Raw genomic sequence first — 23822 nt, 5'->3', positions numbered from 1 at the left:
GCATCACCAGCTCAGACCATGACGGATCGGTTGCGACCCGCGGCGACTTTCTGTGGCCATGTCCAGCCACCCCATGCTGCTGTTGTGATAGCCCGCTCCCGGCAAGGTCACCGGCGGCTCAGTGCTGTTCTGCGGTGTTACCAGGTGCGGCGTTACCACCATCACCAACTCCTTGTCATTCTTCTCAATGCGAGAGGAGCGGAAGAAGGCGCCCAGCAACGGGATGTTGCCAATGCCTGGCAGGCGGTCGCTATTGTTGATGGTGTTGCGGCTAACCAAACCACTAATGATGAAGGTTTCACCGGGCGCCAGCGAAACGGTAGTTTCGGCACGCCGCACCCGCAGCCCGGGCACTGCGACCCCGCCTGTTTCCACCCCGGCGGAAAAATCCAGCTCGGACACTTCCGGCGCGACCTTGAGAATAATTTGCGATTCGTCAATCACCGTGGGGGTCAGGCTCAGGCCAATCCCGAACTCCTTGAACTCAATCTGCACCCCGTCTGTGGTACTGCGCGTTGGCACCGGAAACTCCCCGCCTGAGAGAAAACTGGCGCTCTGGCCCGACAGACTGGTGAGTGAGGGCTCCGCCAGAGTGTAGGCAAAACCGCCGGCTTCCAGCGCATTGATCGCCACCACTGAGTTGGAACCAAACTTGAACAGATTGAAGCCTTCTGAATTGATCGGCACCGGTGCCACCCCGGGCGTTTGGAACCCGCCCCCCGGTACCGCAATCCCGGCACCGGATGCCCCGCCATCCCACACATTGCTATAGCTGATACCCATCTGGTTCAACTCAGAGCGACTGACTTCCAGCACACGGATATCAGTTTGCACCTGAGTACCGAAAGGCAACGACGACCCCAGCGTTGTCGCCACTACAACCGTGCTGCGCAATGGCTTGCTTTCGCCACGAAGCCAAATCGACAGCACAGCAGAACCTTCTTCCTTGGCGGTCAGCAATAACTCCTGGCTGCCCGTCACCGTTAACGCGGCCACCGCCGGATCAGATGTAGCTACTTTTGCCACTGCCGCGGGGAACGACAGGACTTTCTGGTCTCCCGGGGCCACCCGCATGGAGCCACTGAAACCCTCCGCCCAGCTCACCACACTGACACAACCCGCCAGCAGCAGCACCAGCGCCCGACTCCATGCTTTAACGTACATAGGTGCTCCTTGAATCCGATCCTTCGTAAACTTCTACCCGTTGCCCCGGGGCAGCCTTGGGAGCCGACTTCTTGCCCGCCGGGAACAGATCCCGGAAGTAAACCGGCTTGCCCGCCCTGGACGTGTCGGCCACGGCTTTGTCTTCACTGGCCACCACCGCCAGACGCAGCACACCCTCTTCTGCTGCCAGCAACAATGACGGCACCTTTTCCCCAGGCACAGCGAGTACCACAGTGTGATTGCGGCGCTGAGCCTCGCTGGCCGCCTCGGTATCTGCTACCGCCATCGCGCCTTTCACCGCCAGTACCTGAACATGGTTGAGCAGCACCATCGCGGCCGGGTTATCGCGCTCCATGCCCTTGCGGAACGCCACAACCACATCCACGAGATCGCCCGGCTGCAGCAGCCCACCGGCCATCACCACATCATCAACGGCCACGGCTACCGCACGGAACCCGGCAGGCACGTTGCCCGGTAGCGTCCCCCCCGGTTCAAGATGATTGCGAGATAGCAGCTCACCCGGGCGGGCAAACTGGCGAAGGGCCTTGCCGACAACCTTTTCATCGGCATTCAGCACATTGGCGATAGGGGCAGGGGAAGACACCACCGCAAGCGATTCTTCCTCCAGGGTGTCGCCTACGTTCAGGCTTTCGGTCACGACCCAATATCGATAGGCAGGCGCCTGGGGCTGAGTTTCACGCTCACGTTGCTGATCTACCCCCAGAGAGGGAGCAGGGTCGCGGTTTAGCCCGGCGAGGGCGAGAATCAGAGCCACCAGCGCAACCACCAGCGCGGGCAACATGTACAACAATCTAGAACCCATGTTCGCTCCGGAACATCCCTGTCTGTTCTGTTTGTTATGCCAGACCGCTCAGGGCTTTACTCAGAAAGCCGCCCTGGCGTCCACATCCAGCTGCGCAGGCAGCGGCGGAAACTCCCCCAGCATGCCAAAATCCAATGCGGGCACGACCGGGTTGGTTTGATAATTCGGATACACCAACCGGCAATGCAACATTTCCACCCCCCCCACTGTTTCCAGTGCACAAGCGGCACTGGTATCCAGATCACGGAGGCTCGGTGGCAACTGCGCCACCAACGCAGCCAATGCCGTGTTTGCGCGTGTCGTCACTGCGCTACCCAGATTGTCTGAAAACCGGGAGCGGTCGAGGTAGAGCGCGGTCTCGACCGCGCCATCCACCGCGCTCTGCATACGATACTGTGCGAAAAAGGTCAGGCCGTATACCGCCGAACCGTAGAGCATGGCTACCACGAACGGAAACAGCATAAGGAATTCGAGCGCAACCGCGCCGGATTCAGGGTAACGACCTTTCACGTGAAGATGCCCTTCAAGATACCGGGATCAGGTCCCGCCGCCGCCATTTGAGGCATCGGAAAACAGGTCGGAAAATGCGCTATTCAGGGCGTCCTGTACCGTGGTGTTGGTTGCCAGTCCGCCAATGATGATGATCAGGGCGGCTGCCAGCACGATATATTCCAGTGCACTGGCTCCACGCTGGTGCCGTGCCGTGCCGGAAACCCCACCATACAACCGCATCAAAACGGCGTGGTAGAACTGCTTGATACTGCTCATGGGTACTCTCCCTTCATTTCCCTATGTTATGCGCTTCATATGCGCAAATATGAATCCAATACTGAAATGCTATTCGCGTCTTGTGAAAGCTACAAGCAACAGTCCGTTGGCTTTATGTAGCTGAATCAATAACACGCCTTGGCGGCCGCAATCTCAAGGGGCACGTGCGATCCGGCGCTAATTGGAGTCATCTTGGCGACAAGCGGTATCACTTTCAAAATGTGACACATGTCTCAATTTGCATCAAGACGTCACTCCTGCCCGCAAACCGTCGACGCCCACCCTGGCGGCAACAACAATCCCGGCGAAACAGACAAATGTCGCCCATAAAAAAACCCGGGCGCTGCCCGGGTTTTTCCGTCCGTATTGCCAGGTGGAACCCTATCGATCAAGTTACTTGATCTTGGCTTCCTTGTAGGCAACGTGCTTGCGCACAACCGGATCGTACTTCTTGGTTTCCATCTTTTCAGGATGGAGACGCTTGTTCTTGGTGGTGGTGTAGAAATGGCCAGTGCCCGCAGAGGACACCAGACGAATCTTTTCGCGAATCGGACCAGCCATGGGTTAACTCCTTAATTCAGTCTTAAACGCGTTCGCCGCGGGCACGGATTTCCGCCAGAACGGAATCGATGCCTTTCTTGTCGATAATGCGCATGCCCTTGGAGCTGACGCGCAGGCGAACGAAACGCTTCTCGGACTCAACCCAGAAACGGTGATGATGCAGATTCGGCTCAAAACGACGCTTGGTTTTGATGTGCGAATGCGAAATGTTGTTGCCCGTTACAGGGCGCTTACCGGTCACCTGGCAAACTTTGGACATTGTCTTGCTCCGTAAATCTTCTTGCGGGGGACGGTAGAGCCCCGGAAAAGGCGCGTTTTATACCAGTACGCTGGTCAGGATTCAAGCGCTATCTTGGATCCACGCCCGGATTCACCAACATTCAATGGGTTACGATGGCTGCCACAAACCCCGCGGAGATCGACCTTCGCCGAGAACCCAAACGCAGATCAGCCGAAGGGGTGAGCGTAACGAGCCATTTCCGCCACTCAGCCCCTGGTTAAAGCGCCCCACGGGAGGCCAACGAGACCCAGCCTCCGTCACCGATCACCAGGTGGTCCAGCACACGGATATCCACCAGCCCCAGAGCCTCCACCAGTCGCCGGGTAATCGCGTGGTCCGCCTGGCTCGGTTCGGCAACCCCGGAAGGGTGATTATGGGACAGGATCACCGCCGCGGCGTTGAGCTCCATCGCACGCCGTACCACTTCACGGGGATACACCGCCGCCGCATCAATGGTGCCCTGAAACAGCTTTTCGAAAGCAATCAGCCGATGCTTGTTGTCGAGAAACAGGCAGGCAAACACCTCATAGGGCAAACCGCGCAGGCGGGCCGTCAGTAATTGCCCGGCCTTGTCCGGATTATCCAGGGGCATGCCACGCTCCAGCGGTTCCGCCAGATAGCGCCGCCCCAGCTCCAGCGCCGCCAGCAACAATGCACGGCGGGCCACCCCCATCCCCGGCAGCCGCGCCATCACCTCCGGGCTGCTGTCCAACATCGCCCGCAACCCCCCGCCAGCAGCCAGCCGCTGGCGGGCCAGGTCCACTGCCGTGGCACCTCGCAGACCAGTGCGCAAGAAGATCGCCAGCAGCTCTGCATCACTGAGTGATTCGGCCCCACGGCTTAGCAGCTTTTCCCTGGGCCGCTCATCCACGGGCCAGTCAGTAATCGCCATTACGCTCCCCTGAAGTGATCAAAACGCCCCTTTATGCACCAGCAGTGGGCGGCAATGGCGCGCCAAAAAGGCCCGCTTTATCGCTGCCAGCCACCAACTCATTGATTTTCATAGCAACACACCACTGGCCCAGTCCTTGCTCCACCCCTGTCGTCAACGCCCGCACAAACAACAACAGCATGAGATACGACCATGAAACGCCTGCTCCTTCCGCTTGCTGCCCTGCTCCTGCCCCTGCTTATCCCGACTCCGGTCATGGCTATCAATGATGCCGAAGCCGTCAACATTTCAGGGCGCCAGCGCATGCTCACCCAGCGAATGATGAAGAACCACTTGCTGATTGGCGCAGAAATCCAGACCGATAAAGCCCAGCGGCAACTGGACGAAGCCGTCGCTCTGTTTGAAGAACAGCTGCTGATGCTACGCGACTACAGCCCCACGGCTGCCATCGACAGCAAACTGGATACCGTAGAGGCCCTGTGGTTTCCGCACCGGCTACGCATCATCAGCGCCCCCAGCAAGACCGGCGCCTCCCTGCTGATGGAGGACAACCTGGCGCTTCTGAAAGCCTGTGATGACGTGGTCAAAGCCATCGAAGCCCACTCCGGGATCGACAGTGCCCGGCTCGTTAACCTCTCCGGCCGCCAGCGCATGCTCTCGCAGAAGATCGCCAAGGTGTACGTGGCACGCGCCTGGCGGGTCCGCTCCGACAGCCTGAAGCAGGAACTGGATGATGCCATCACCCTGTTCGACCGCTCCCTCAACGAACTGGAACGCTATCCCAGCAACACCGACGAGCTACGTGACGCCCTGCAACGGGTACGCAATCAATGGGACTTCTCACGCACCGGCTTCCAGCTGGAAGACAGTGGCCGCTACGTCCCCACGGTAATCGCCGTGACCACCGATTCCATCCTCTCGCGCATGGATGCCATTACCTTCCAGTACCAGAATCTCATGCAGCAGAACGTGCATTAAGGTACTGGATTGGCGGGGAGTCCCTTAGCACTCCCCTTAGTGCTACCCTATGCGCCTGAATTATTCGCCGTTCGCGGGCTCCGTGGCAGGAGAGATTTGCCATGATTGCCGTCAGCCATTAAGGGTTTTTGCATGCAACGTCTGGTCAACAAGCGCATCCTCCTGGGAGTCACCGGTGGCATCGCCGCCTATAAGGCCGCCGATCTGGTCCGCCGCCTTCAGGACGCGGGAGCTCAGGTCCGGGTCGTGATGACCCAGGGCGCCTGCGAGTTCATTACCCCATTGACCATGCAGGCGCTATCCGGCCACCCGGTTCATACCACCCTGCTGGACCCGGCTGCCGAGGCCGCCATGGGCCACATTGAACTGGCTCGCTGGGCCGACCTGGTGTTAATTGCTCCAGCATCTGCCAATTTCATGGCGCGCCTGGCCCATGGGCACGGCAACGATTTGCTCTCCACCCTGTGTCTGGCAACGGGCGCCCCCATTGCCATCGCGCCGGCCATGAACCAGCAAATGTGGGCGGACACCAGCACCCAGAAGAACCTGCTTATCCTGCAAGAGAAAGGCATTCATGTTTTCGGCCCCGGTTCCGGAAGCCAGGCCTGCGGCGATGTGGGCGCAGGGCGCATGCTGGAACCCCTGGAGATCATCCAGCAGGCCGCCGAAGTGTTCGATTACTCCCTGCTCACCGGCAAACATGTGGTCATCACCGCCGGCCCCACCCGGGAAGCCATCGACCCGGTGCGCTACATCACCAACAAGAGCTCCGGGAAAATGGGCTTTGCGCTGGCAGAGGCCGCCGCCGAAGCTGGCGCTCGCGTCACCCTGATTGCCGGACCGGTGAATCTGCCCACGCCCAACCGGGTGGATCGGATTGATGTGGTGCGCGCAGTGGATATGTACGAGACCTGTATGGAGGTAGTCGAAACAGGCTGTGACGTCTTTATCGCCACCGCTGCCGTAGCCGACTATCGCCCCACCGTGACAGCCGATCACAAGATCAAGAAGTCCACCGAAGAAATCCATCTGACACTGGTGAAAAACCCCGACATCGTTGCCTCTGTAGCTGAACACAACAAGCGGCCCTTCACTGTCGGTTTTGCCGCCGAGACCCAGGATGTCATGGCCTATGCCCAGGGCAAGCTGGTCAACAAGAAACTGGACATGATTGCCACCAACGACGTCTCGGGCAGTAACGTGGGATTCAACAGCGACAACAATGCCCTCACCGTGATTTGGCCTGGCGGCCACAAGGTGCTGCCACTGGCATCCAAGACACAAATCGCCAAACAGCTTATTGAACTGATTGCGATCCGGTATAAAGACTGAATCCAACCACAAGGACACACCGATGAAACTGCAGTACCGGGTTCTGGACCCCCGCCTTGGCGACAGCATCCCTTTGCCCCACTACGCGACCGATGGCTCTGCGGGACTGGATCTGCGCGCCATGGTCAAGGAACCCCTCACCCTTGCTCCCGGTGACACCCAGTTACTACCCACAGGCATGTCTATCCATATTAGCGATCCCGGCTTCGCCGGCATGATCCTGCCCCGCTCCGGGCTGGGCCACAAACACGGCATTGTGCTCGGCAATCTGGTGGGGCTGATCGACTCCGATTACCAGGGAGAGCTGATGGTATCCTGCTGGAATCGCGGCCAGCAGCCCTTCACCATCGAAGCCGGCGAGCGCATTGCCCAATTGGTGATTGTCCCGGTCATGCAGGTAGAACTCGAACAGGTCGACAACTTCAGCGCCAGCGAAAGGGGAAGCGGGGGCTTTGGTCACAGCGGCCGCCATTAATAATAACGTCCTTAAGAGACGGGTTTCTGGAGGGGATAATGGGAAAGAACAAGAACAACGGCGACAAGCCCATGACGGTCAGCGCCATGAAGCAAATCCTGCCATTAATGGTCACTGGCATCGCGGCTATTGTATTGAGTATTGGCGGCCTGTTTGTCTACCAGAGCAACCATGAAAAGGTCGCGCTTGAACAAAGCCAGGCCAAGGCACTGGCTTCCGCCATAGCCAATCAGGTACGGGGTCTGATTCACGAGGCCAGCACCCAACTCGACCTGCTGGCCGATCGCCCCGAAGTGGAAAATGCTCTCGCCAACAACACCCTGACACAGTTCAATGCCTCCCCCCATTTATGGCAACCCGACTCAACCCTGATCCTGGTGCCCCGCCGTGGCGCGGACACCAGCCAGTTCAGTTACACGGCCCAGGAATTATTGAAAGAAGTCCGACTGGGCCAACAACCCAAACCGGTTGTGATTGCCGGAAAGCCCCCTGAACTGGTGATTGCGCGCGCCACCAAAAACCAGAATGGCACCCTGCTCCTGACCCGCTCCCTTGCGTCCTTGTCAACGCTGGTCAATGCAGCCCTCCCCGATGGCGCCAAACTGGAAATCAAGTTTGGCAATGCCGGTATTTTTGCCAACGGACAGAGCGCCAATGGAGCAAAAAGCACGGCCTCTGCGGGCCCCGTCAAGGCCACTGTCGTCCTGCCCCGTGCCGACAGCCAACTCGTGGTACTGGCAACAGCGGCCATCGGGCTTTCGGTTGTCTTGCTGCTACTGGTCACTCTGGTCGTGAACCGCTTGCTGGCACGCGCCCTGCGCCAGGATGCCGCCGAGCTGATCCGCTACAGCGACGAGCTGGCACGACAGCCCGGCGTCACCGCCCGCAACCACTTTCACTTCGATATTTTCCAGACTGTTAACACCGCCCACGCCAAGACCGTTGAGAAATTACGGGAGCGAGGCGGAGTGCGCAAAGCCCGCAAAACGCCGGAAGCCGCCCCCATGGAAATCGCCGAAGAAATGGATGACGGCATCCTGCTGACCGATGAGCAACAAACCGAGTCCCTGCCGGATGATATCTTCCGTGCTTACGACATTCGCGGCGTGGCTGGCGTGTCCCTTACCGCCCAGGCTGCCTACCTGCTAGGCCGGGCTATCGGCACCGAAGCCAGCGATGCCGGCCAGCAAACCGTACTGGTAGCCCGCGATGGTCGCCTGTCCAGCCCGGAGCTGACCCGCTCACTGATCAAGGGGTTGCTGGAAGCCGGTCGTGACGTCATCGACCTGGGACTGGTACCCAGCCCGGTGCTCTATTACGCCACCGAGGTGCTGGAAACCCAGACCGGCGTCATGGTCACCGGCAGTCACAACCCTCCGTCCCACAACGGCATGAAGATCGTCATCAATGGCGAGACCCTGTTTGGTGATCGTATTCAGTCGCTCAAGGAACGCATCAAGTCCCGGGACTTCTCCGAAGGCCGCGGCAGAGAAGAGCAACGCGACATTACCGACCGCTACCTGAACGACGTGGTCAACGACATCGTGCTGGCCCGCCCGCTGAAGATCGCTATCGATTGCGGTAATGGCGCCACCGGCGAGCTGGCGCCGCGCCTGTTCACCCAGCTGGGCTGCGAAGTCACACCGTTATACACCGATATCGACGGCAACTTCCCCAACCACGCCCCGGACCCGGGCAACCCGGACAACCTGCAAGACCTGGTGCGCATGGTTCAACAGGAACAGCTGGATCTCGGCCTGGCCTTCGATGGCGATGGCGACCGGGTTGCCGTGGTCACCAATCGGGGCGAAATTATCTGGCCTGACCGCCTGCTGATGTTGTTCGCCCGCGATTTGCTCGGCCGCACCCCCGGCGCCGACATCCTGTTCGACGTGAAATGCAGCCGCGCCCTTCCGGCTATCATCCGCAAGAGCGGCGGCCGTCCGATGATGTATAAAACCGGGCACTCCCTGATCAAGGCCAAGATGAAAGAAACCGGCGCCCCTCTGGCTGGCGAAATCAGTGGTCACATCTTTTTTGCGGATCGCTGGTTTGGCTGCGATGACGGCATGTATGCCGGCTGCCGCCTGCTGGAAATCCTGTCGCTACTCGATGATCCGGCCAGCCAGGTGTTTGCCGGCCTGAAGACCGGCATTACCACGCCCGCTCTCTACATTGAGGTAGCGGAAGACAAGAAGTTCCAGCTGGTGGATGCACTTAGCGCCCGCGCCGAGCAATTTGCCGGCGGCCGCCCCACGACCATTGACGGACTACGTGTGGACTTCCCGGATGGCTGGGGCCTGGTGCGGGCCTCCAACACCACCGCCTCACTGGTCGCCCGCTTTGAAGGTCGCGACGAGGAAGCCCTGCAACGGGTCAAGACCCAGTTCCGCAACCACCTGAAAGCCGTTGACGACAGCCTGGACGTGCCGTTCTAGAGGCACCGTTCCGGGCAACGCGAAACTGCGGTTTTTCCCGTATAATCCCGCTTCGCAGGGAGGCAATGGCACAGGCCATTGCCTCCCTGCCCGGAATTCACCGCCCACGTTCAGGAGACATGATGGACGCCAACAGTGCGCACGATACCGCCCGGATTCTGATTGAAGCGCTGCCTTATATTCAGCGTTTTACCGGCACCACCGTGGTCATCAAATATGGCGGTAACGCCATGGAAAACGACGAGCTGAAGAACAGCTTTGCCCGTGATGTGGTGATGATGAAACAGGTGGGCATCAACCCGGTGATCGTCCATGGCGGTGGCCCACAGATCGGCAGCCTGCTGGAGCGCCTGGGCAAGGAATCCAAATTCATTCAGGGCATGCGGGTGACCGACCGAGAGACCATGGACGTGGTACAGATGGTCCTCGGCGGGCTGGTCAACAAGGACATCGTCAACCTGATTCAGCACAACGGCGGTCAGGCCATCGGCCTGACGGGCAAGGACGGCCGACTGATCAAGGCGCGCAAGATGCTGCTCAAGGCCCAGGACGAAAACGACCCGGCCCTGAAGACCTCCGAGATCATCGACATCGGTCATGTGGGCGAAGTGCAGGGCATCGACACCCGCGTTATCGACCTGCTCTCCGGCAGTGATTTCATCCCGGTGATTGCCCCCATCGGGGTCGATAATGACGGCGTCAGCTACAACATCAACGCCGACCTGGTGGCCGGCAAGGTGGCCGAAGTCCTTCGCGCGGAAAAGCTGATCCTGCTGACTAACGTGGCCGGTCTCAAAGACAAGCAAGGCAAGGTCCTCACCGGTCTCAATGCGGACCGGGTGAACGACCTGATCAAGGACGGCACCATTCACGGCGGCATGCTGCCGAAAATCGGCTGCGCCCTGGAAGCAGTCCAGAACGGTGTGCATACCTCGCACATCATTGATGGCCGCGTCTCCCACGCCGTGCTGCTGGAGATCCTGACCGACAAAGGCATCGGCACCCTGATCAGCAAGGACTGAGCACAAACAACCCGAGCAAGGTGCCAGGGGGAAGGCACCTTGCCATCAGATGCATCGCTACAACAGAACAATCACTGGGGAACGACGATTCATGACAGACAAGAAACCGTCTCGCAAAGAGCAGATCCTGCAGTCGCTCGCCCACATGCTGGAAGCCGAACCCGGAGGGCGGATTACCACCGCCGGGCTGGCCCGCGAAGTGGGTGTCTCCGAGGCGGCCCTCTACCGGCATTTTCCCAGCAAGGCGAAAATGTTCGAAGGGCTGATCAGTTTTATTGAAGAAGCGATTTTCTCGCGGATCAATCGCATCACCGAAGACGGCAGCGCCGCCAGTCAGGTGGAGCAGATTCTCGCACTGATGCTGGCCTTCACCGAGCGCAACCCGGGCATTACCCGACTGCTCACCGGTGATGCCCTTACCGGTGAAAACGAGCGCCTGCACCAACGTATCCAGCAGTTCTACGACCGCGTGGAGACCCAGCTCAAACAGGTATTGCGCGACGCGGAATTCAAGGAAGGGCTACGCACCCAGGCCACCCCCACGATCACCGCCAACTTGCTGCTGGCCGTAGTGGAAGGCCGCATTGCCCAGTTTGTACGTTCCGGTTTCAAGCAGAAACCCAGCCAGGACTGGCCCGCTCAATGGGAGCTACTGGCCCCCACCCTGTTCCGCTGAACGCCGCCCGGCCTTGCCGGGCGAAATTCATCACGGGGCACACCGGCCCTCAGATGTCCCGGCTGACCTGCGCCTGACGCAGCAACTGCACAAACTCACTCCGATAACCATACGGATCTTCGCCGCGATTGTTCTGTGCCAATGCAATCGCCTCCTCCAGGGTCCAGTTGCCGCTGAACTTGCTGCCCTTGATGATCTGGGCAGCGCCCGCCACCGCCACAGCAAATTCCACCTCCTGGCGAGCCTCTGCAGAAAGGGCCGGCTGGCTCATGGCTACCGGGGTCTGTAGCAGTCGGGAACGGGATTCCCCCGGCCGCTTATAACGCAACTTGATGAACGCATACTCGTTGCTCTGCGCCCCTGCGGTCGCCGCATTCTCCCTGGCACCATAACGCGGGGGGTCGATTAACGGCGTCTTGTCTGCCGGGGTAATTTCGTAAAGCGCGGTGACGGTATGGCCAGCACCGATCTCCCCGGCGTCCACGCTGTCGTTATTGAAATCTTCACGCTCCAGCGCGCGGGTTTCGTAACCCAGCAAACGGTACTCCTGCACGGTGGCCGGGTTGAACTCCACCTGAATTTTCACGTCTTCAGCAATGGTGAACAGCGACGAGGTTGATTCTGTTACCAGCACCTTGCGCGCTTCGTTGAGGTTATCGATATAGGCCGCCACCCCGTTGCCGTTCTGGGCCAGGGTCTGCATCAAATGATCGTTATAGTTGCCCTGGCCAAACCCCAGGACAGACAGGTAAATGCCCTTCTCGCGCTGGCGACTGACCAGCGCCTCCAGTGACCGCGGGTCTGTAACGCCAACATTGAAATCACCATCGGTGGCAAGAATCACTCGATTGATGGCCTTCTCATCAAAGTGTTGTTCTGCCAGCTGATACGCCAGCTGGATACCCTCCCCTCCAGCGGTAGAGCCGCCCACCTGCAAGCGGCTCAGGGCCTGGGTAATCGCCGTACGGTCTTTCACGGCCGTGGGCGGCAGTACCACCCCGGAGGCCCCGGCATACACCACAATGGCCACGCTATCCTCGGGGTGCATGTCCTTGACCATCATCGATAACGATTGCTGTAGCAGTGGCAGCTTGTCCGGCGCGCCCATGCTGCCGGAGACATCAAGCAGGAAAACCAGATTGGCGCGGGGACGGCTGGAGGCGTCCACCTGATAACCCTTGATGCCGATATGCACCAGCTTGTTGCCTGCAGTCCAGGGTGATTCCACCACTGTCACCCCGGTGCTGAACGGTGTATCCGGGCTGGCCGGGGCGGTGTAGTCATAATCGAAATAGTTGACCCACTCCTCCAGGCGCACTGCGTCCGGAGTCGGCAGCCGCCCCTCGTTGATCATCCGCCGGGAGAAGCTGTAGGACGCGGTATCCACATCAATGGAAAACGTCGACACCGGATCAACAGAAGCCTGCTTGACGGTGTTTTCTTCAACCGCCTCAAAGCGGTCACGGGACGGCTGCGGCAGGGGCTGCGGCGCCGGCATCGCCATCATTTTGGCCTGCGGCTGCATCCGCGCCGGTGAGGCCATGGCATCCACCAGCAGCTGCTCTCGTTGGGCCGGTTGGCCCGTCTGACTGTCCGCCAGCGTTTCCTGGCCGCCGTTTTGGCAACCCGCGCTCAACAGCGTCAGGACCCCCGTACACAAGCCCACAGCCAGTGGACCAGAGGGCATCAGGGAACGGTAACGTTGCAGCGTTGCAATGGGACGGGTAAGGCTCATGTCGATCTCCATCAAGGTCGGTTTCCTTAATGAGACGGACAGCCTGGACAATTGCTTCAGGAACTGTGACCCGTTTTCGAAGGAACCTGCGACAACAAGACGTTACCCTGCGATTGCTATTGCCCCACGGCCTGCCGTGCCATCTGTATCAGCTGTTCCCCCAGAGCACATGCGTCTGCGGTCAAGCCCGGCTCCAGCGGCGATAATGGGGCGGGATAATCCTGGCGGGACAGTGTAAGCCGTTGCAGAAACGTCTCCGCCGCCGCCACAGAACAGTCCTCTTGCTGCAAGTGCCGAAGCGATAGCGCCAATGCCTGGAAACGCCCCTCCGGGCTATCAGAAAGATGCGCCTGATCACCGGCATACACGGCCATGAACCCATTCCAATCCGGAACGGGCATCGCCAGAGCCGCCGCCGGGCGTTGTGGCGGCTCAGCCCTGTCTTCGAACGCGAACGACTGATCGGCAGACGATTGCTTGTGCATCGGGGCGTCCACCTGCGCCCTTGCCTGTGGGGCTGGGTGGGATTCTGCCATGGGCGACGCCGGCGGAGAGAACTCCTGGGGCGGGTCATTCACAAACACCAACACACCCGCCAGCAGCACACTGGCCGCCGCCCCGGCCATGGCGAAACGCCGCCAGACACCCTGTCGTGCCGCCACCGTCTCCCGGGACTCCAGCAAGGCCACCCACTGCTGCCGAAGTATATTGCTGTTGGCCAACGCAACCGTCAGCCACTCCTGCTGCGCCGACGTCAGCCGGCCGTCGGCATGAGCGGCGAGAATCTCATCCGTGGTGGCAAAGCCCTCAAACTCCGGCCTCGACAGCAGGGACGGCTGATCCTGATACCGCAATGCCCTGAACAGGCTTTTTTCTGTTTCAGGATTCAAGGTTCACCTCCCCGGCAGCGGTAGTGTCGGCCAGCCCCATCACACGCAGGGCCTGCTCAAGTTGATGGTGCAAGCCCGCCAGACGGCGCTGCACCGTTGCCGCACTGGTTCCCAGCAGCGTGGCAATCTTGCGACTGGAGAGGCCGTCTTCGTAACTGAGCGACAGCAACAAACGATCGTCTGCCGTCAAAGCCAAACGCCTGATCAGCTCGTTCAGCACGTCTTCTTCATCAGACGGACCCGACCCCACGGTTGCATCAGCAGGATTCAGCAAGCGACCCAGCACGGCCAACGCGTGCTGATGTTGCGTGCGGGCCAGTGCCTGATCCACGCTGTCTCCGGCATCGTCAGGCAACTGCTCCAGCCCCAGCTCTGTCACACAACATTCCGAGAATCCCGGTTCACCACAGCGCGGAATACGCTGCTTGATCACCGCAATCGCCTCACGTACCAGTCCGTCGACAAACTCTTTACCCAACACCTGCATAAGGGTTTCCGGCCACTGACGCTCCAGACACAGCATCCGCCATAACCGAACCCAGGCCTGCCCCTTCTCCTGCAGCCATTGCGGGGGCCGGGGCCGCCCAAAACGGCGACGGGCAAAATCTTCCATGGCTCGGCCAGCGACCGCATAGGCATACGTGGCCGGTGCGCTTTTTCCACCAAAAGCACGTAAACGCTGCCAATCCGCTTCGCTAAGCGCGTCCAGCATGGCCGCAGCGGCCTCTTCCGCCAGTGCCGGCTGGACAAACCGCTTTGCCGCCATACGGTCGAGCCCGGCAAGAAATGCCGGGTCCAGAATCACGGAAGACCAGTCCACCGGGATGTCGGACCTGTTTGCTGAAGTCATCAAGAGAAAGGAATCACGTTGCGATCAGTCACGTCGGGCTCCATTAAACCCGCGGCACCGCCAGCACCGCAAAGGTATCGCCAATATTTACCCGGGCAGGATGCCGACGCCCCAGCAGCATGGCGTCATAGGGAGCGCGATACTCCACCGGGGGTTGGCCGGTCCGCTCCAGCGAATACACCCGGGCAATCACCTCTCCCTGCTGCAGCCACTGGCCCAGCGTCACGGTGAATTCAAGAATGCCCGCATGCTCGCTGACCCGGTAGGCGTCGCCATCCGGAATTTCCAGCGCTTGCGAGACGGCCTCCACGGGCTCGCCAGGCAGGATCCCGGCAAAGCGCAGCACGTTGTCCACCCCCTGCTCCGCCAACGCGACCGTCTCCGGCGTGGTGGTGCCGCCGCCACGCAGTTCGGTACTGATAAACACCTTGCCCTGGGCTTCCACCACACTGTCGAACAGCACCTCCCCTTCCAGTTCGGCCATGAACAGGGTGAAGGGCGCACCGAAGGCCGTGGCCCCCGCCAGACAGCGCGCCTCAAAGGCCTTGTCGTCCATGCGATGGGTCGCCGCGAAAGGCAGCAGATCCAGGGTGCGGCCCCCGGAATGGATATCCAGCACCACATCCGCCAGCGGCACCAGATAACGGGTCAGGTAATCCGCCAGTTTTTCTGTCAGCGTCCCGGCGGGATTGCCGGGAAAACAGCGATTCAGGTTACCGCCATCCAGCGGCGAGGTGCGGCTACCATTGACCACCGCCGGATGATTGAGCATGGGAAGAATGATCACCCGGCCACGAATCTGCTCCGGCCGCAGACGATTGGCCAACTTGATCAGCGCGGTAATGCCCTCGTATTCATCACCGTGATTGCCCCCGGTCAACAGTGCGGTTGGCCCATCGCCATTGCGCACTACCGTGATGGGCGTCATCACATGCCCCCAGGCCGAGCCATCATGGGAGTAGGGCAGTTTCAGAAAGCCGTGCTGAATGCCATCACGCTGGAATTCCACAGTGGCGCTGAGGGGACTGTTGCTCATGCAGAAGGACACCCGTTACTGGACAGTGTCGCCATATTGCGCCTTTCCATGTTTACTTTCACCGGGTTTGGCTGTCATCACGATGACGAAATCTGTATCCGCCAGCCGCCTTGAGACAGAAAAGTTGATCTGCATCAAAACTGGCAAGTTCTGCTTGATTAGCCTGAGGCGAATCAATGGAGGACACCCTATGCAGCCCCAGCCCAACAAGCCCATCCAACCGCGCAATCCCGCCCTTAGCCAGGCCGTGACCAAAGAGGCGTTACACCAACAGCTGGAAATCATGACCCAGCGAGTGCTGGACCCGGACATCGGCCTCTACGGACCCGACTCCATGGCCTGGAAGATTCACGGCAATATCTCTGTGATGTTTGGGGCTGGCGCCGCCAACCTGTTGCAGCTGGCCCATCCCTGGGTCTCCCAGGCCATTGATCAGCATTCCCAGACCCAGACAGACCCCATGGGCCGACTGCAACGCACCTTTCTGAATGTGCACTCCATGGTCTTCGGCAATCTGGACCAGGTGCTGGACTCGGCCGTACGGGTACACAACATCCATGCAAAAATCACCGGCCAGATCTCCGAGTCCACCGGGCGTACCCAGAAACAAAGCCAGTACTTCGCCAACCAGGTAGAAGCGCTGTTGTGGGTGCACGCCACCCTGTGGATCGTCGCCCTGCGGGTCCACGAAATGTTCTATGGCGCGCTCAGCCAGGCCGAGCGGGAACAGTATTACGAGGAATCAAAACTGTTTGCCTTCCTGTTCGGCATTCCCGAACAGGCCATGCCGGAGAACTGGGATGCCTATGTGGCCTGGTTCAACGAGGTGGTGACGTCCGATCTGCTGGCGGTAGGTACGGTGGGCCGCGAATTGGTGGACTACCTGTTCAGCATGCGCCCCTGGCTAATGCCGTTCCTCAACCGCCATCGCATTCATACTGCTGTACTGCTGCCAGACTCCCTGCGCAGGCCTTTCGGCATGCCCGAGGTCACCCCCGAGGTGCAGAAAAAGTTCGACATGGATGTGCGCCTGATCCGAACGGCCATGAAGTGTGTGCCGGTACACCTGCGCTGGATTCCCTCACAGATCGAAGCGCGCCGCCGCATCCAGGGCAAAAAAGCGGATCTGATCACGCGACTGACCAACAAAATCGTCTACGGGCGCCCATTGCTGGTGTCGTAACCCCACCAGCGCGCTGCGCCGGAGGAACAGAACCTCGGGCGCAGCGGGTATGACGGGCCGCAACCTTCCCCCTATAATGCGCCTTTTACCGGGATCACAGGACACCGTCATCATGGCCGACAAAGGCACGCTCTATATCGTTTCCGCCCCCTCTGGCGCCGGCAAGACCAGCCTTGTCGCCGCCCTGGTGGAGAAGGTGCCACGGCTGCGCATTTCGGTGTCTCATACCACTCGCACCATGCGGCCGGGCGAGGAAGACGGGGTCAACTACCACTTCACTGACCGCGACAGCTTTGTCCGCCAGGTCGAACAAGGGCGCTTTCTGGAACACGCCGAAGTGTTCGGCAACCTGTACGGCACCAGCGCCGATTGGGTAAAGCAGACCCTTAACGGCGGCGAAGATGTGATCCTGGAAATCGACTGGCAGGGGGCCACCCAGATCCGCAAACAGCTGCCCGATGCCGTCAGCATCTTCATTCTGCCCCCCTCTCTGGACATCCTTGCCCAACGCCTGCGTGGTCGGGAGACCGACGATGATGCGGTAATCCAGCGCCGTCTGGACGGTGCCCAGGACGAAATGAGCCACTTCGCCGAGTTCGATTACCTGATCGTCAACGATGACTTTCAACGGGCCCTCTACGAGCTGGAAGCCATCGTCGAGGCTCGCCGTCTGGACACTCCCCGTCAGCAAGCGCGGCTGGCCAGCACCCTGGAAGACCTGCTCCGCGATCGTCGCCACTAAGGCTGCGGGCGCGCCAGACTGGACTGATCAAGCTTTCGCCATTAAAATCCCCGCCTTGCGAATTTGAGTTGGTGTTGCCCGGTGGTGGCACCCGCCTGTAGGAGAACAGCATGGCCCGTGTAACCGTTGAAGATTGCCTGGAACAACTGGATAACCGCTTCGAGCTGGTGCTGGTGGCAGGCAAACGCGCCCGCCAACTGCAGACCGGTGGCAAAGAGCCCCGCGTCGCCTGGGAAAACGACAAGCCCACCGTAGTGGCCCTGCGTGAAATCGCTGAAGGTCACGTCACGGCCGAATCCGTGGACAGCCCCATGGCTGACCGCAGCGCCGACGTGGACGAGCTGGCACTGCTGACCCAGTCTTTCGGCGAATAAGCGCGCCATCTTTGCCCTCCTGCGCACCCGCGCAGGAGCGGAAACAGGAAGGCACCTGCCTTCCCGACGCCTGCATTTCCCTGATAGTTATTCCCTCTGCGGGTTATCACCCGTTGCATGTCTCCTTGTCATAGACAAAACCTGCCCTCAAATCTAAGCTAACAGGTACTTCTTACTTGCTACTCGCCAAGGGCGTGACGAGGCCTTTTGCCCACGATTCATAACCTGGAAAAACGGTTACGCAGTTATCTGGACGACGAGCAGATCGCCCAGGTCGTACGCGCCTACCATTTCGCCGAGCAGGCCCATGAAGGCCAGTACCGGCGCACCGGGGACCCTTACATCACCCACCCTCTGGCCGTGGCCAACATTCTCACGGACATGCACATGGACCATGCCTCGCTCATGGCGGCCATGCTGCACGATGTGATCGAAGATACCGGCATCAGCAAGGAACAACTGGCCGAGGAATTCAGCGAAGAAGTGGCCGAGCTGGTCGATGGCGTCTCCAAGATTGCCCAGATCAAGTTCGAATCGAAGGCCGAACAGCAAGCGGAAAACCTGCGCAAGATGATGCTGGCCATGACCCGGGATATCCGGGTCATTCTGATCAAGCTGGCCGATCGTCTGCACAACATGCGCACCCTGCATGTCATGCGTGCTGAAAAACGCCGCCGTATCGCCACAGAAACCCTGGAAATCTACGCCCCCATCGCCTTCCGGCTGGGCATGTACAACATGCGCGTGGAGTACGAGGACCTGGCGTTCCATGCCATTCACCCCATGCGCGCCAAGCTGATTGGCCAGGCGGTGAAGAAGGCCCGCGGCAATCGCAAGGAAATCCTCACCACCATCAAGACCAGCCTCGAGCACTGCCTGGAAGAAGAAGGCATCGAAGCCCGGGTCCTGGGTCGCGAGAAGCACCTGTTCAGCATCTATTCGAAGATGAAAGAACAGCACAAACCGTTCGCGGACATCATGGATGTGTTCGGTTTCCGCATCATCGTCGACCGGGTAGACACCTGCTACCGGGTACTGGGGGCGGTGCACAATTACTTCACGCCGATCCCCGGTCGCTTCAAGGATTACATCGCCATCCCCAAGGCCAATGGCTATCAGAGCCTGCACACCACCCTCAAGGCGCGCTCCGGCATTCCGCTGGAAATGCAGATCCGCACCGAGGAAATGGAGGCCATGGCCAACAACGGCATCGCCGCCCACTGGCTGTACAAGTCCGACGGCGAACCGGGCACGCCCACCCACAGCCGCACCCAGAGCTGGATGCAGCGCCTGCTGGAACTGCAGCAGAAGACCGGTAACTCCATGGAGTTTATCGAGAATGTGAAGGTGGACCTGTTCCCGGACGAAGCCTATATATTCACCCCCAAGGGGGACATCAAGGAGCTGCCCGGCGGGGCCACCGCGGTGGATTTTGCCTACGCCGTGCACACCAAGGTGGGCAACAAGTGCGTGGCGGCCCGTATCGACGGCAAGCTCGCCGCGCTGTCCACGCCACTGGAATCGGGGCAGACCGTCAAGATCATCACCGCCCCTAATGCCACCCCCAACCCGGCCTGGCTCAACTTTGTCGTCACCGGCAAGGCGCGCACCAACATTCGCCACTTCCTGAAGCACCAACAACGCGAAGATGCCGTGGAGCTGGGGCAGCGACTACTGGAAAAAGCCCTGCACAGCTACGACATGGGCCTGGATGATCTGCCCATCGAACGGGTGGTCAGCGAACTGGCCGGCAACGGCTATGTGGAGCTGGACGACCTGCTGGAAGATATCGGTATCGGTAACCGACTGGCACCGCTGGTGGCCCGCAAGCTGGCGGGCGCCCGCGACGATGACGAACGCCAGCATGAAGACGATCGCCGCCCTCTCGCAATCCGCGGCAGCGAAGGCTTGATGGTCAGCTATGCCAAGTGCTGTTATCCACTGCCCGGCGACACCATTATCGGCCACCTCAGTGCAGGCCGGGGCATCGTGGTCCACCGCGACACCTGCAAGAACCTGCTGGCCGAAATGCGTAACGCCCCGGAAAAATGCATTGCGCTGAGCTGGGACAAGGACGTGGAGCAGGAATTCACCGCGGCGCTGCGCATCGAGCTGATCAACAAACGGGGGGTTCTTGCCACTCTGGCCAACAGCGTGTCCGAACTGGGCTCCAATATCGACACCATCGACATGGCAGAAAAAGACCCCACCCTCACCACACTGAACGTGTCCATGACGGTGAAAGACCGTATCCACCTGGCCCGCATCATCAAGAAACTGAGAACCCTGGACAGCATCGTCCGAATTCATCGCCTTTGAGGTCGCTGAATCCTGTGCCCCTGTGGGAGCTTGCCTGCAAGCGATGTTATACATCCAATACAGCAAATCGCTTGCAGGCAAGCTCCCCACAGCAGGGATGTGGGCGGTATTGCGTGCCGGCGGGCGGCATGCCAGCATAGCCGCTTCCTTATTTCGCCTGACGGCCATGGCCGGGGCTCAACCGACGAAGAACGCATCATGTCTAACCATTCCGTCATCAGCACCGACAAGGCACCGCAAGCCATTGGCACCTACTCCCAGGCCATCAAGGCCGGCTCTACCGTTTATCTGTCTGGCCAGATTCCCCTGGTTCCGGACACCATGGAGCTGGTGGAAGGTGACATGGAAGCGCAGATCGAGCAGGTCTTCAGCAACCTGACGGCAGTCTGCGAAGCCGCTGGTGGCAACCTGCAGGACATCGTGAAACTGAATATCTTCCTCACTGATCTGAGCCACTTCGCCCTGGTGAACGAAGTCATGGCACGCCACTTCAAGCAGCCCTACCCAGCCCGAGCCGCCATCGGCGTCGCCGCGCTGCCCAAGGGCGCCCAGGTGGAAATGGACGGGATCATGGATATCGCCTGAGCCTTACCCGCACACACTGGAGTAAACGCCCGCTTCGCGCGGGCGTTGTTGTTTTCGGCCCACAGGATGAACGGCGTTCCTCCATTAAGACCAACGCAGGGGGGGACAGCTCCGTTGAAAAAGCGCAATATCAATAACGCAATGCCAAGGACAGGAGTCCGCAGCAGCATTACAGCGTAATCACATCAAGCAAGGGAGAGCGATATGGATACCGCCACCCACGACCTCAACACCCTGTTTGCCCAGCTCGGGCTGGCCAACAGCGACGACGATATCGAAGACTTCATCCACCAACACGGTGGCCAGCTGGCTGACAGCATGCACCTTCATCAAGCCCCATTCTGGAACCCCTCCCAGTCGAAATTCCTGGCAGAGGCCGTGCGCGAAGATGCGGATTGGGCAGAAGTGGTGGACTCGCTCAGCGCCCTGTTAAGACATTGAAGGGGCAGCTTTGAGCTTTGAGCTTTGAGCTTTGAGCTTAGAGCTTTGAGCTTTGAGCTTTGAGCTTTCAAAAGCATCTCCGCTGTGGGAGCTTGCCTGCAAGCGATCCGAGCCTTGGCGAAGGTAAAGATTCCAGAAACGAGTGATGAGTAGCGGGTTTCGAAAGGCAAAACACTCGCAACTCAACTGCAAACCTCGCTATCGCTCGGATCGCTTGCAGGCAAGCTCCTACAGAGGCAGCCCCGAAGTGGGTGCGCGAGCACTGTCGTGTTTTGCGTGGCACAGCCTCAATTCGCGTTGCAGCTTGAAACTTGAAGCTTGTATCTACCCGATCGGCAGCAACAATAGAACTCTGTCGAAAAACAGGCAGTACAACGCAATAGGTATCGGTAACCCAATCAGGGTACCGACAAGATAGGGGCGCAGAGGCACACCGCTGAGCCCCAGGGTGTAATTCAACGCGGGCATGGTCTGAAGCAGGATCCGCAGCAGTGCCACGCTGCGAATCGGGTGGGTATCCAGCCGGGCCAGAATACTCTTCGCCCAGGGATTGTTGATTTCTCTCAGGGCATTACCACCCAGCCCACGCACCAGCGTGAAGGTGACCAGGCATGACGTAACCGCCGCCAGATAGGTAACCAGCCCCCCCATCACGGTACCCAGCGCAAGGATCGCCGCCACAAGGAAAATCCAGCCGGGCAGCTGAATCAGGTTACCGATCACAAACACCAGCACAAAGGCGAGCACACCCGTGACCGGATTGGCTTCAAGCTGGGCACGCAGAAAGGATACCGACATCTGCTCCCGCAGGCCGCTAAGCTCAACCGTGATCAGCACCAGTGCCACGATCATGACGAGCATGATCAATCGACGATAGCGCGTGAGCGTGAGTGAAGAGAGTGACATGGGCACGACAAGCATCCTGATTGCAGTCAGCCGTGAGTGTACCCCATTGGCCACGGGAGAGAATGTGAAGGCAGCATGACCCTGTCACTGACAGCGCCTCTCAGTCAGCCCCCGTCGCCTACAGGCAGGGCAACCTGCCCCCTGTGGGAGCTTGCCTGCAAGCGATTAAAGTGTTGAGCCAGATGCCGCAAGGCAAAAGCCAGGCGATCAGCCCAGCCCCAACTCGGAATCCAGAACTGCCTGATAGCCTTCCGGAAGCACGTCGGCCCAGGCATCCAGGCCCTTTCGTAACCCTTCCAGAGTACCCGCCACCAGGTTGGCATGGCCCACCTTGCGGCCCGGTCGCACGCTCTTTCCGTACCAGTGCACCACACCCGGGTGTTGCAACCAGGCGCTTTCGAAAGGCGTGCCGATCAGGTTAACCATGGCAGAGGGGCCATGGACGTTGAGCGCGTGCAGCGGCACTCCGGCCAGGGCGTGGACGTGCAGGTCGAACTGGGACCAGTCCGCGCCTTCGTGAGTCCAGTGACCGGAGTTGTGCACCCGCGGGGCAATTTCGTTGACCATCAACTGGCCATCCACTTCGAAGAACTCCACCGCCATGACACCGGCATAATCCAGTTCTTCCATGATGCCCTTGAGCATCTGTTCCGCTGGCTTCTGCAGATCACTACAAGCATTGGCTGGTGCCAGACTCAGGCGCAGGATACCGTCCACATGCCAGTTGCGGGTCAGCGGGTAGAACAGGGTTTCGCCGCTAATACTGCGCGCCCCCACGATGGACAGTTCACGGCGGAAGGGAATCTTTTGCTCGATGATGGCTTTGCCGGCCAGCTCTGCCGCAGGCACGGAAGAGAGATCACCCCCTTCGCCCACAATCCAGGTGCCACGACCGTCATAGCCGCCGGTGCGGGCTTTCACCACCACACCGCCAAACTGCGCGACAGCCGCCTGCAGATCCTCTGCCTTGTCCAGGGTGACCCAGGGCGCGGTGGGGATGCCCAGCTTGTCGAGCATGGATTTCTGGGTGAAGCGATCCGGGATCACCTGCAGGGCACCGCGGGCCACGCAGCGGTCGCTTCTGGCCAGATCCGCCGACAGGCCCTCTTCCGGAAACGCTTCGCGCTCCACGGTAATCACCGGGTAACGCTCCTGGCATTCTTCCCAGCTGACCGGTACCGCCAGATCAGAGGTGCCTGGCAGCAGCAGCGCTCGCTCCGGATCGTAACGGTCCACCACCAGCCCCAGCCGGGCTGCGGCCTCCGCCATCATCAGGCCAAGCTGGCCACCACCAAGAACGAGTACGCGATTCATAGCAGATCCGTTAGTCACAAGCAGGGGCGAATTGAGGG

25 protein-coding genes are annotated in these 23822 nt (G+C 60.0%); 12 read left to right on the top strand and 13 right to left on the bottom strand.

The features are described from left to right. Nucleotides 1-3: 3 nt before the first annotated feature. The 7 genes from A15D_RS01485 to radC all read right to left on the bottom strand — a co-directional run bounded on the left by A15D_RS01485 (nucleotide 4) and on the right by radC (nucleotide 4488). Nucleotides 4-1164, bottom strand: coding sequence for a type II and III secretion system protein family protein (locus A15D_RS01485; protein WP_022985738.1), 1161 nt, complete (start codon nucleotides 1162-1164; stop codon nucleotides 4-6). Beyond that, nucleotides 1154-1987, bottom strand: a complete 834-nt coding sequence (cpaB, locus tag A15D_RS01480; protein ID WP_102790483.1) for a Flp pilus assembly protein CpaB — start codon at nucleotides 1985-1987, stop codon at nucleotides 1154-1156. The genes A15D_RS01485 and cpaB overlap by 11 nt, the downstream gene beginning before the upstream one ends. 60 nt (nucleotides 1988-2047) lie before the next feature. Continuing rightward, nucleotides 2048-2497, bottom strand: a complete 450-nt coding sequence (locus tag A15D_RS01475; protein ID WP_022985740.1) for a TadE/TadG family type IV pilus assembly protein — start codon at nucleotides 2495-2497, stop codon at nucleotides 2048-2050. A gap of 27 nt (nucleotides 2498-2524) precedes the next feature. Continuing rightward, on the bottom strand, nucleotides 2525-2755 hold the full coding sequence (locus A15D_RS01470; protein WP_102790482.1) for a Flp family type IVb pilin: 231 nt from the start codon (nucleotides 2753-2755) through the stop codon (nucleotides 2525-2527). 393 nt (nucleotides 2756-3148) lie between these two features. Further along, nucleotides 3149-3316, bottom strand: a complete 168-nt coding sequence (gene rpmG, locus A15D_RS01465) for a 50S ribosomal protein L33 (RefSeq protein WP_007151127.1) — start codon at nucleotides 3314-3316, stop codon at nucleotides 3149-3151. A 22-nt stretch (nucleotides 3317-3338) separates the two neighbouring features. After that, on the bottom strand, nucleotides 3339-3575 hold the full coding sequence (gene rpmB, locus A15D_RS01460; RefSeq protein ID WP_022985742.1) for a 50S ribosomal protein L28: 237 nt from the start codon (nucleotides 3573-3575) through the stop codon (nucleotides 3339-3341). Between the two features lie 238 nt (nucleotides 3576-3813). Continuing rightward, complete coding sequence (gene radC / locus A15D_RS01455; RefSeq protein ID WP_102790481.1) at nucleotides 3814-4488, bottom strand: DNA repair protein RadC; 675 nt, start codon at nucleotides 4486-4488, stop codon at nucleotides 3814-3816. 192 nt (nucleotides 4489-4680) lie between these two features. Between radC and A15D_RS01450 the strand changes: the two genes are divergently transcribed. The 6 genes from A15D_RS01450 (at nucleotide 4681) to slmA (ending at nucleotide 11409) form a co-directional block, all read left to right on the top strand. Continuing rightward, nucleotides 4681-5466, top strand: coding sequence for a type IV pili methyl-accepting chemotaxis transducer N-terminal domain-containing protein (locus A15D_RS01450; RefSeq protein WP_102790480.1), 786 nt, complete (start codon nucleotides 4681-4683; stop codon nucleotides 5464-5466). Nucleotides 5467-5598: 132 nt separating this feature from the next. Further along, nucleotides 5599-6798 (top strand): bifunctional phosphopantothenoylcysteine decarboxylase/phosphopantothenate--cysteine ligase CoaBC, encoded by a 1200-nt coding sequence (coaBC, locus tag A15D_RS01445; protein WP_022985746.1) that lies wholly within the window; start codon nucleotides 5599-5601, stop codon nucleotides 6796-6798. Nucleotides 6799-6820: 22 nt separating this feature from the next. Beyond that, nucleotides 6821-7273 (top strand): dUTP diphosphatase, encoded by a 453-nt coding sequence (gene dut, locus A15D_RS01440; RefSeq protein WP_022985747.1) that lies wholly within the window; start codon nucleotides 6821-6823, stop codon nucleotides 7271-7273. A 38-nt stretch (nucleotides 7274-7311) separates the two neighbouring features. Beyond that, nucleotides 7312-9711, top strand: coding sequence for a phosphomannomutase/phosphoglucomutase (locus tag A15D_RS17480; RefSeq protein ID WP_022985748.1), 2400 nt, complete (start codon nucleotides 7312-7314; stop codon nucleotides 9709-9711). Nucleotides 9712-9833: 122 nt separating this feature from the next. Next, nucleotides 9834-10733, top strand: a complete 900-nt coding sequence (gene argB / locus A15D_RS01430) for an acetylglutamate kinase (protein ID WP_022985749.1) — start codon at nucleotides 9834-9836, stop codon at nucleotides 10731-10733. A gap of 91 nt (nucleotides 10734-10824) precedes the next feature. Next, complete coding sequence (gene slmA / locus A15D_RS01425; protein WP_022985750.1) at nucleotides 10825-11409, top strand: nucleoid occlusion factor SlmA; 585 nt, start codon at nucleotides 10825-10827, stop codon at nucleotides 11407-11409. Nucleotides 11410-11458: 49 nt separating this feature from the next. Here slmA and A15D_RS01420 read toward each other — a convergent pair whose 3' ends face one another. The 4 genes from A15D_RS01420 to doeB form a co-directional block, all read right to left on the bottom strand. After that, nucleotides 11459-13144, bottom strand: coding sequence for a VWA domain-containing protein (locus A15D_RS01420; RefSeq protein WP_199175724.1), 1686 nt, complete (start codon nucleotides 13142-13144; stop codon nucleotides 11459-11461). A gap of 116 nt (nucleotides 13145-13260) precedes the next feature. Beyond that, the gene (locus A15D_RS01415) at nucleotides 13261-14034 is read right to left on the bottom strand and encodes a hypothetical protein (protein WP_102790478.1); all 774 of its coding nucleotides are present in this window, start codon (nucleotides 14032-14034) and stop codon (nucleotides 13261-13263) included. Next, nucleotides 14024-14884 carry an RNA polymerase sigma factor gene (locus tag A15D_RS01410; RefSeq protein ID WP_102790477.1) on the bottom strand — a complete coding sequence of 287 codons (861 nt, stop codon included), beginning with the start codon at nucleotides 14882-14884 and terminating at the stop codon, nucleotides 14024-14026. Before A15D_RS01410 ends, A15D_RS01415 begins: the two co-directional genes overlap by 11 nt. 43 nt (nucleotides 14885-14927) lie before the next feature. Further along, the gene (gene doeB / locus A15D_RS01405) at nucleotides 14928-15920 is read right to left on the bottom strand and encodes a N(2)-acetyl-L-2,4-diaminobutanoate deacetylase DoeB (protein ID WP_022985754.1); all 993 of its coding nucleotides are present in this window, start codon (nucleotides 15918-15920) and stop codon (nucleotides 14928-14930) included. A 190-nt stretch (nucleotides 15921-16110) separates the two neighbouring features. Here doeB and A15D_RS01400 point away from each other — a divergent pair, with 190 nt between their 5' ends. From A15D_RS01400 to A15D_RS01375, 6 genes are all read left to right on the top strand, one after another. Next, nucleotides 16111-17103 (top strand): oxygenase MpaB family protein, encoded by a 993-nt coding sequence (locus tag A15D_RS01400; RefSeq protein ID WP_158245772.1) that lies wholly within the window; start codon nucleotides 16111-16113, stop codon nucleotides 17101-17103. Between the two features lie 112 nt (nucleotides 17104-17215). Then, complete coding sequence (gene gmk / locus A15D_RS01395; RefSeq protein WP_022985757.1) at nucleotides 17216-17845, top strand: guanylate kinase; 630 nt, start codon at nucleotides 17216-17218, stop codon at nucleotides 17843-17845. 110 nt (nucleotides 17846-17955) lie between these two features. Next, the gene (gene rpoZ / locus A15D_RS01390) at nucleotides 17956-18219 is read left to right on the top strand and encodes a DNA-directed RNA polymerase subunit omega (RefSeq protein WP_022985758.1); all 264 of its coding nucleotides are present in this window, start codon (nucleotides 17956-17958) and stop codon (nucleotides 18217-18219) included. Nucleotides 18220-18426: 207 nt separating this feature from the next. Further along, nucleotides 18427-20538 carry a bifunctional GTP diphosphokinase/guanosine-3',5'-bis pyrophosphate 3'-pyrophosphohydrolase gene (spoT, locus tag A15D_RS01385; protein WP_102790475.1) on the top strand — a complete coding sequence of 704 codons (2112 nt, stop codon included), beginning with the start codon at nucleotides 18427-18429 and terminating at the stop codon, nucleotides 20536-20538. Nucleotides 20539-20736: 198 nt separating this feature from the next. Then, nucleotides 20737-21123, top strand: a complete 387-nt coding sequence (locus tag A15D_RS01380; protein ID WP_102790474.1) for a RidA family protein — start codon at nucleotides 20737-20739, stop codon at nucleotides 21121-21123. A 204-nt stretch (nucleotides 21124-21327) separates the two neighbouring features. Beyond that, complete coding sequence (locus A15D_RS01375) at nucleotides 21328-21564, top strand: DUF2789 domain-containing protein (RefSeq protein WP_022985761.1); 237 nt, start codon at nucleotides 21328-21330, stop codon at nucleotides 21562-21564. Between the two features lie 324 nt (nucleotides 21565-21888). On the opposite strand, the gene A15D_RS01370 is transcribed toward A15D_RS01375, so the two are convergent. Beyond that, nucleotides 21889-22470: a TVP38/TMEM64 family protein gene (locus A15D_RS01370; RefSeq protein ID WP_031226621.1), complete on the bottom strand. Its 582-nt coding sequence runs from the start codon at nucleotides 22468-22470 to the stop codon at nucleotides 21889-21891. Nucleotides 22471-22677: 207 nt separating this feature from the next. Continuing rightward, nucleotides 22678-23784, bottom strand: coding sequence for a 5-(carboxyamino)imidazole ribonucleotide synthase (locus tag A15D_RS01365; RefSeq protein WP_102790473.1), 1107 nt, complete (start codon nucleotides 23782-23784; stop codon nucleotides 22678-22680). Nucleotides 23785-23822 lie beyond the last annotated feature (38 nt).

The organism is Alcanivorax sp. MD8A (genome assembly GCF_002888555.1).
GTDB lineage: Bacteria > Pseudomonadota > Gammaproteobacteria > Pseudomonadales > Alcanivoracaceae > Alcanivorax.
This window is presented reverse-complemented; position numbering and strand designations above follow the sequence as displayed.

Coding starts and splice junctions, on each gene's coding strand:
- A15D_RS01375 (WP_022985761.1), top strand. CDS start 21,328: ATGGATACCGCCACCCACGACCTCAACACCCTGTTTGCCCAGCTCGGG.
- A15D_RS01380 (WP_102790474.1), top strand. CDS start 20,737: ATGTCTAACCATTCCGTCATCAGCACCGACAAGGCACCGCAAGCCATT.
- A15D_RS01365 (WP_102790473.1), bottom strand. CDS start 23,784: ATGAATCGCGTACTCGTTCTTGGTGGTGGCCAGCTTGGCCTGATGATG.
- doeB (WP_022985754.1), bottom strand. CDS start 15,920: ATGAGCAACAGTCCCCTCAGCGCCACTGTGGAATTCCAGCGTGATGGC.
- A15D_RS01370 (WP_031226621.1), bottom strand. CDS start 22,470: ATGTCACTCTCTTCACTCACGCTCACGCGCTATCGTCGATTGATCATG.
- A15D_RS01420 (WP_199175724.1), bottom strand. CDS start 13,144: ATGAGCCTTACCCGTCCCATTGCAACGCTGCAACGTTACCGTTCCCTG.
- coaBC (WP_022985746.1), top strand. CDS start 5,599: ATGCAACGTCTGGTCAACAAGCGCATCCTCCTGGGAGTCACCGGTGGC.
- A15D_RS17480 (WP_022985748.1), top strand. CDS start 7,312: ATGGGAAAGAACAAGAACAACGGCGACAAGCCCATGACGGTCAGCGCC.
- A15D_RS01470 (WP_102790482.1), bottom strand. CDS start 2,755: ATGAGCAGTATCAAGCAGTTCTACCACGCCGTTTTGATGCGGTTGTAT.
- A15D_RS01410 (WP_102790477.1), bottom strand. CDS start 14,884: ATGACTTCAGCAAACAGGTCCGACATCCCGGTGGACTGGTCTTCCGTG.
- radC (WP_102790481.1), bottom strand. CDS start 4,488: ATGGCGATTACTGACTGGCCCGTGGATGAGCGGCCCAGGGAAAAGCTG.
- rpoZ (WP_022985758.1), top strand. CDS start 17,956: ATGGCCCGTGTAACCGTTGAAGATTGCCTGGAACAACTGGATAACCGC.
- A15D_RS01450 (WP_102790480.1), top strand. CDS start 4,681: ATGAAACGCCTGCTCCTTCCGCTTGCTGCCCTGCTCCTGCCCCTGCTT.
- gmk (WP_022985757.1), top strand. CDS start 17,216: ATGGCCGACAAAGGCACGCTCTATATCGTTTCCGCCCCCTCTGGCGCC.
- rpmB (WP_022985742.1), bottom strand. CDS start 3,575: ATGTCCAAAGTTTGCCAGGTGACCGGTAAGCGCCCTGTAACGGGCAAC.
- cpaB (WP_102790483.1), bottom strand. CDS start 1,987: ATGGGTTCTAGATTGTTGTACATGTTGCCCGCGCTGGTGGTTGCGCTG.
- argB (WP_022985749.1), top strand. CDS start 9,834: ATGGACGCCAACAGTGCGCACGATACCGCCCGGATTCTGATTGAAGCG.
- A15D_RS01400 (WP_158245772.1), top strand. CDS start 16,111: ATGCAGCCCCAGCCCAACAAGCCCATCCAACCGCGCAATCCCGCCCTT.
- A15D_RS01485 (WP_022985738.1), bottom strand. CDS start 1,164: ATGTACGTTAAAGCATGGAGTCGGGCGCTGGTGCTGCTGCTGGCGGGT.
- slmA (WP_022985750.1), top strand. CDS start 10,825: ATGACAGACAAGAAACCGTCTCGCAAAGAGCAGATCCTGCAGTCGCTC.
- dut (WP_022985747.1), top strand. CDS start 6,821: ATGAAACTGCAGTACCGGGTTCTGGACCCCCGCCTTGGCGACAGCATC.
- rpmG (WP_007151127.1), bottom strand. CDS start 3,316: ATGGCTGGTCCGATTCGCGAAAAGATTCGTCTGGTGTCCTCTGCGGGC.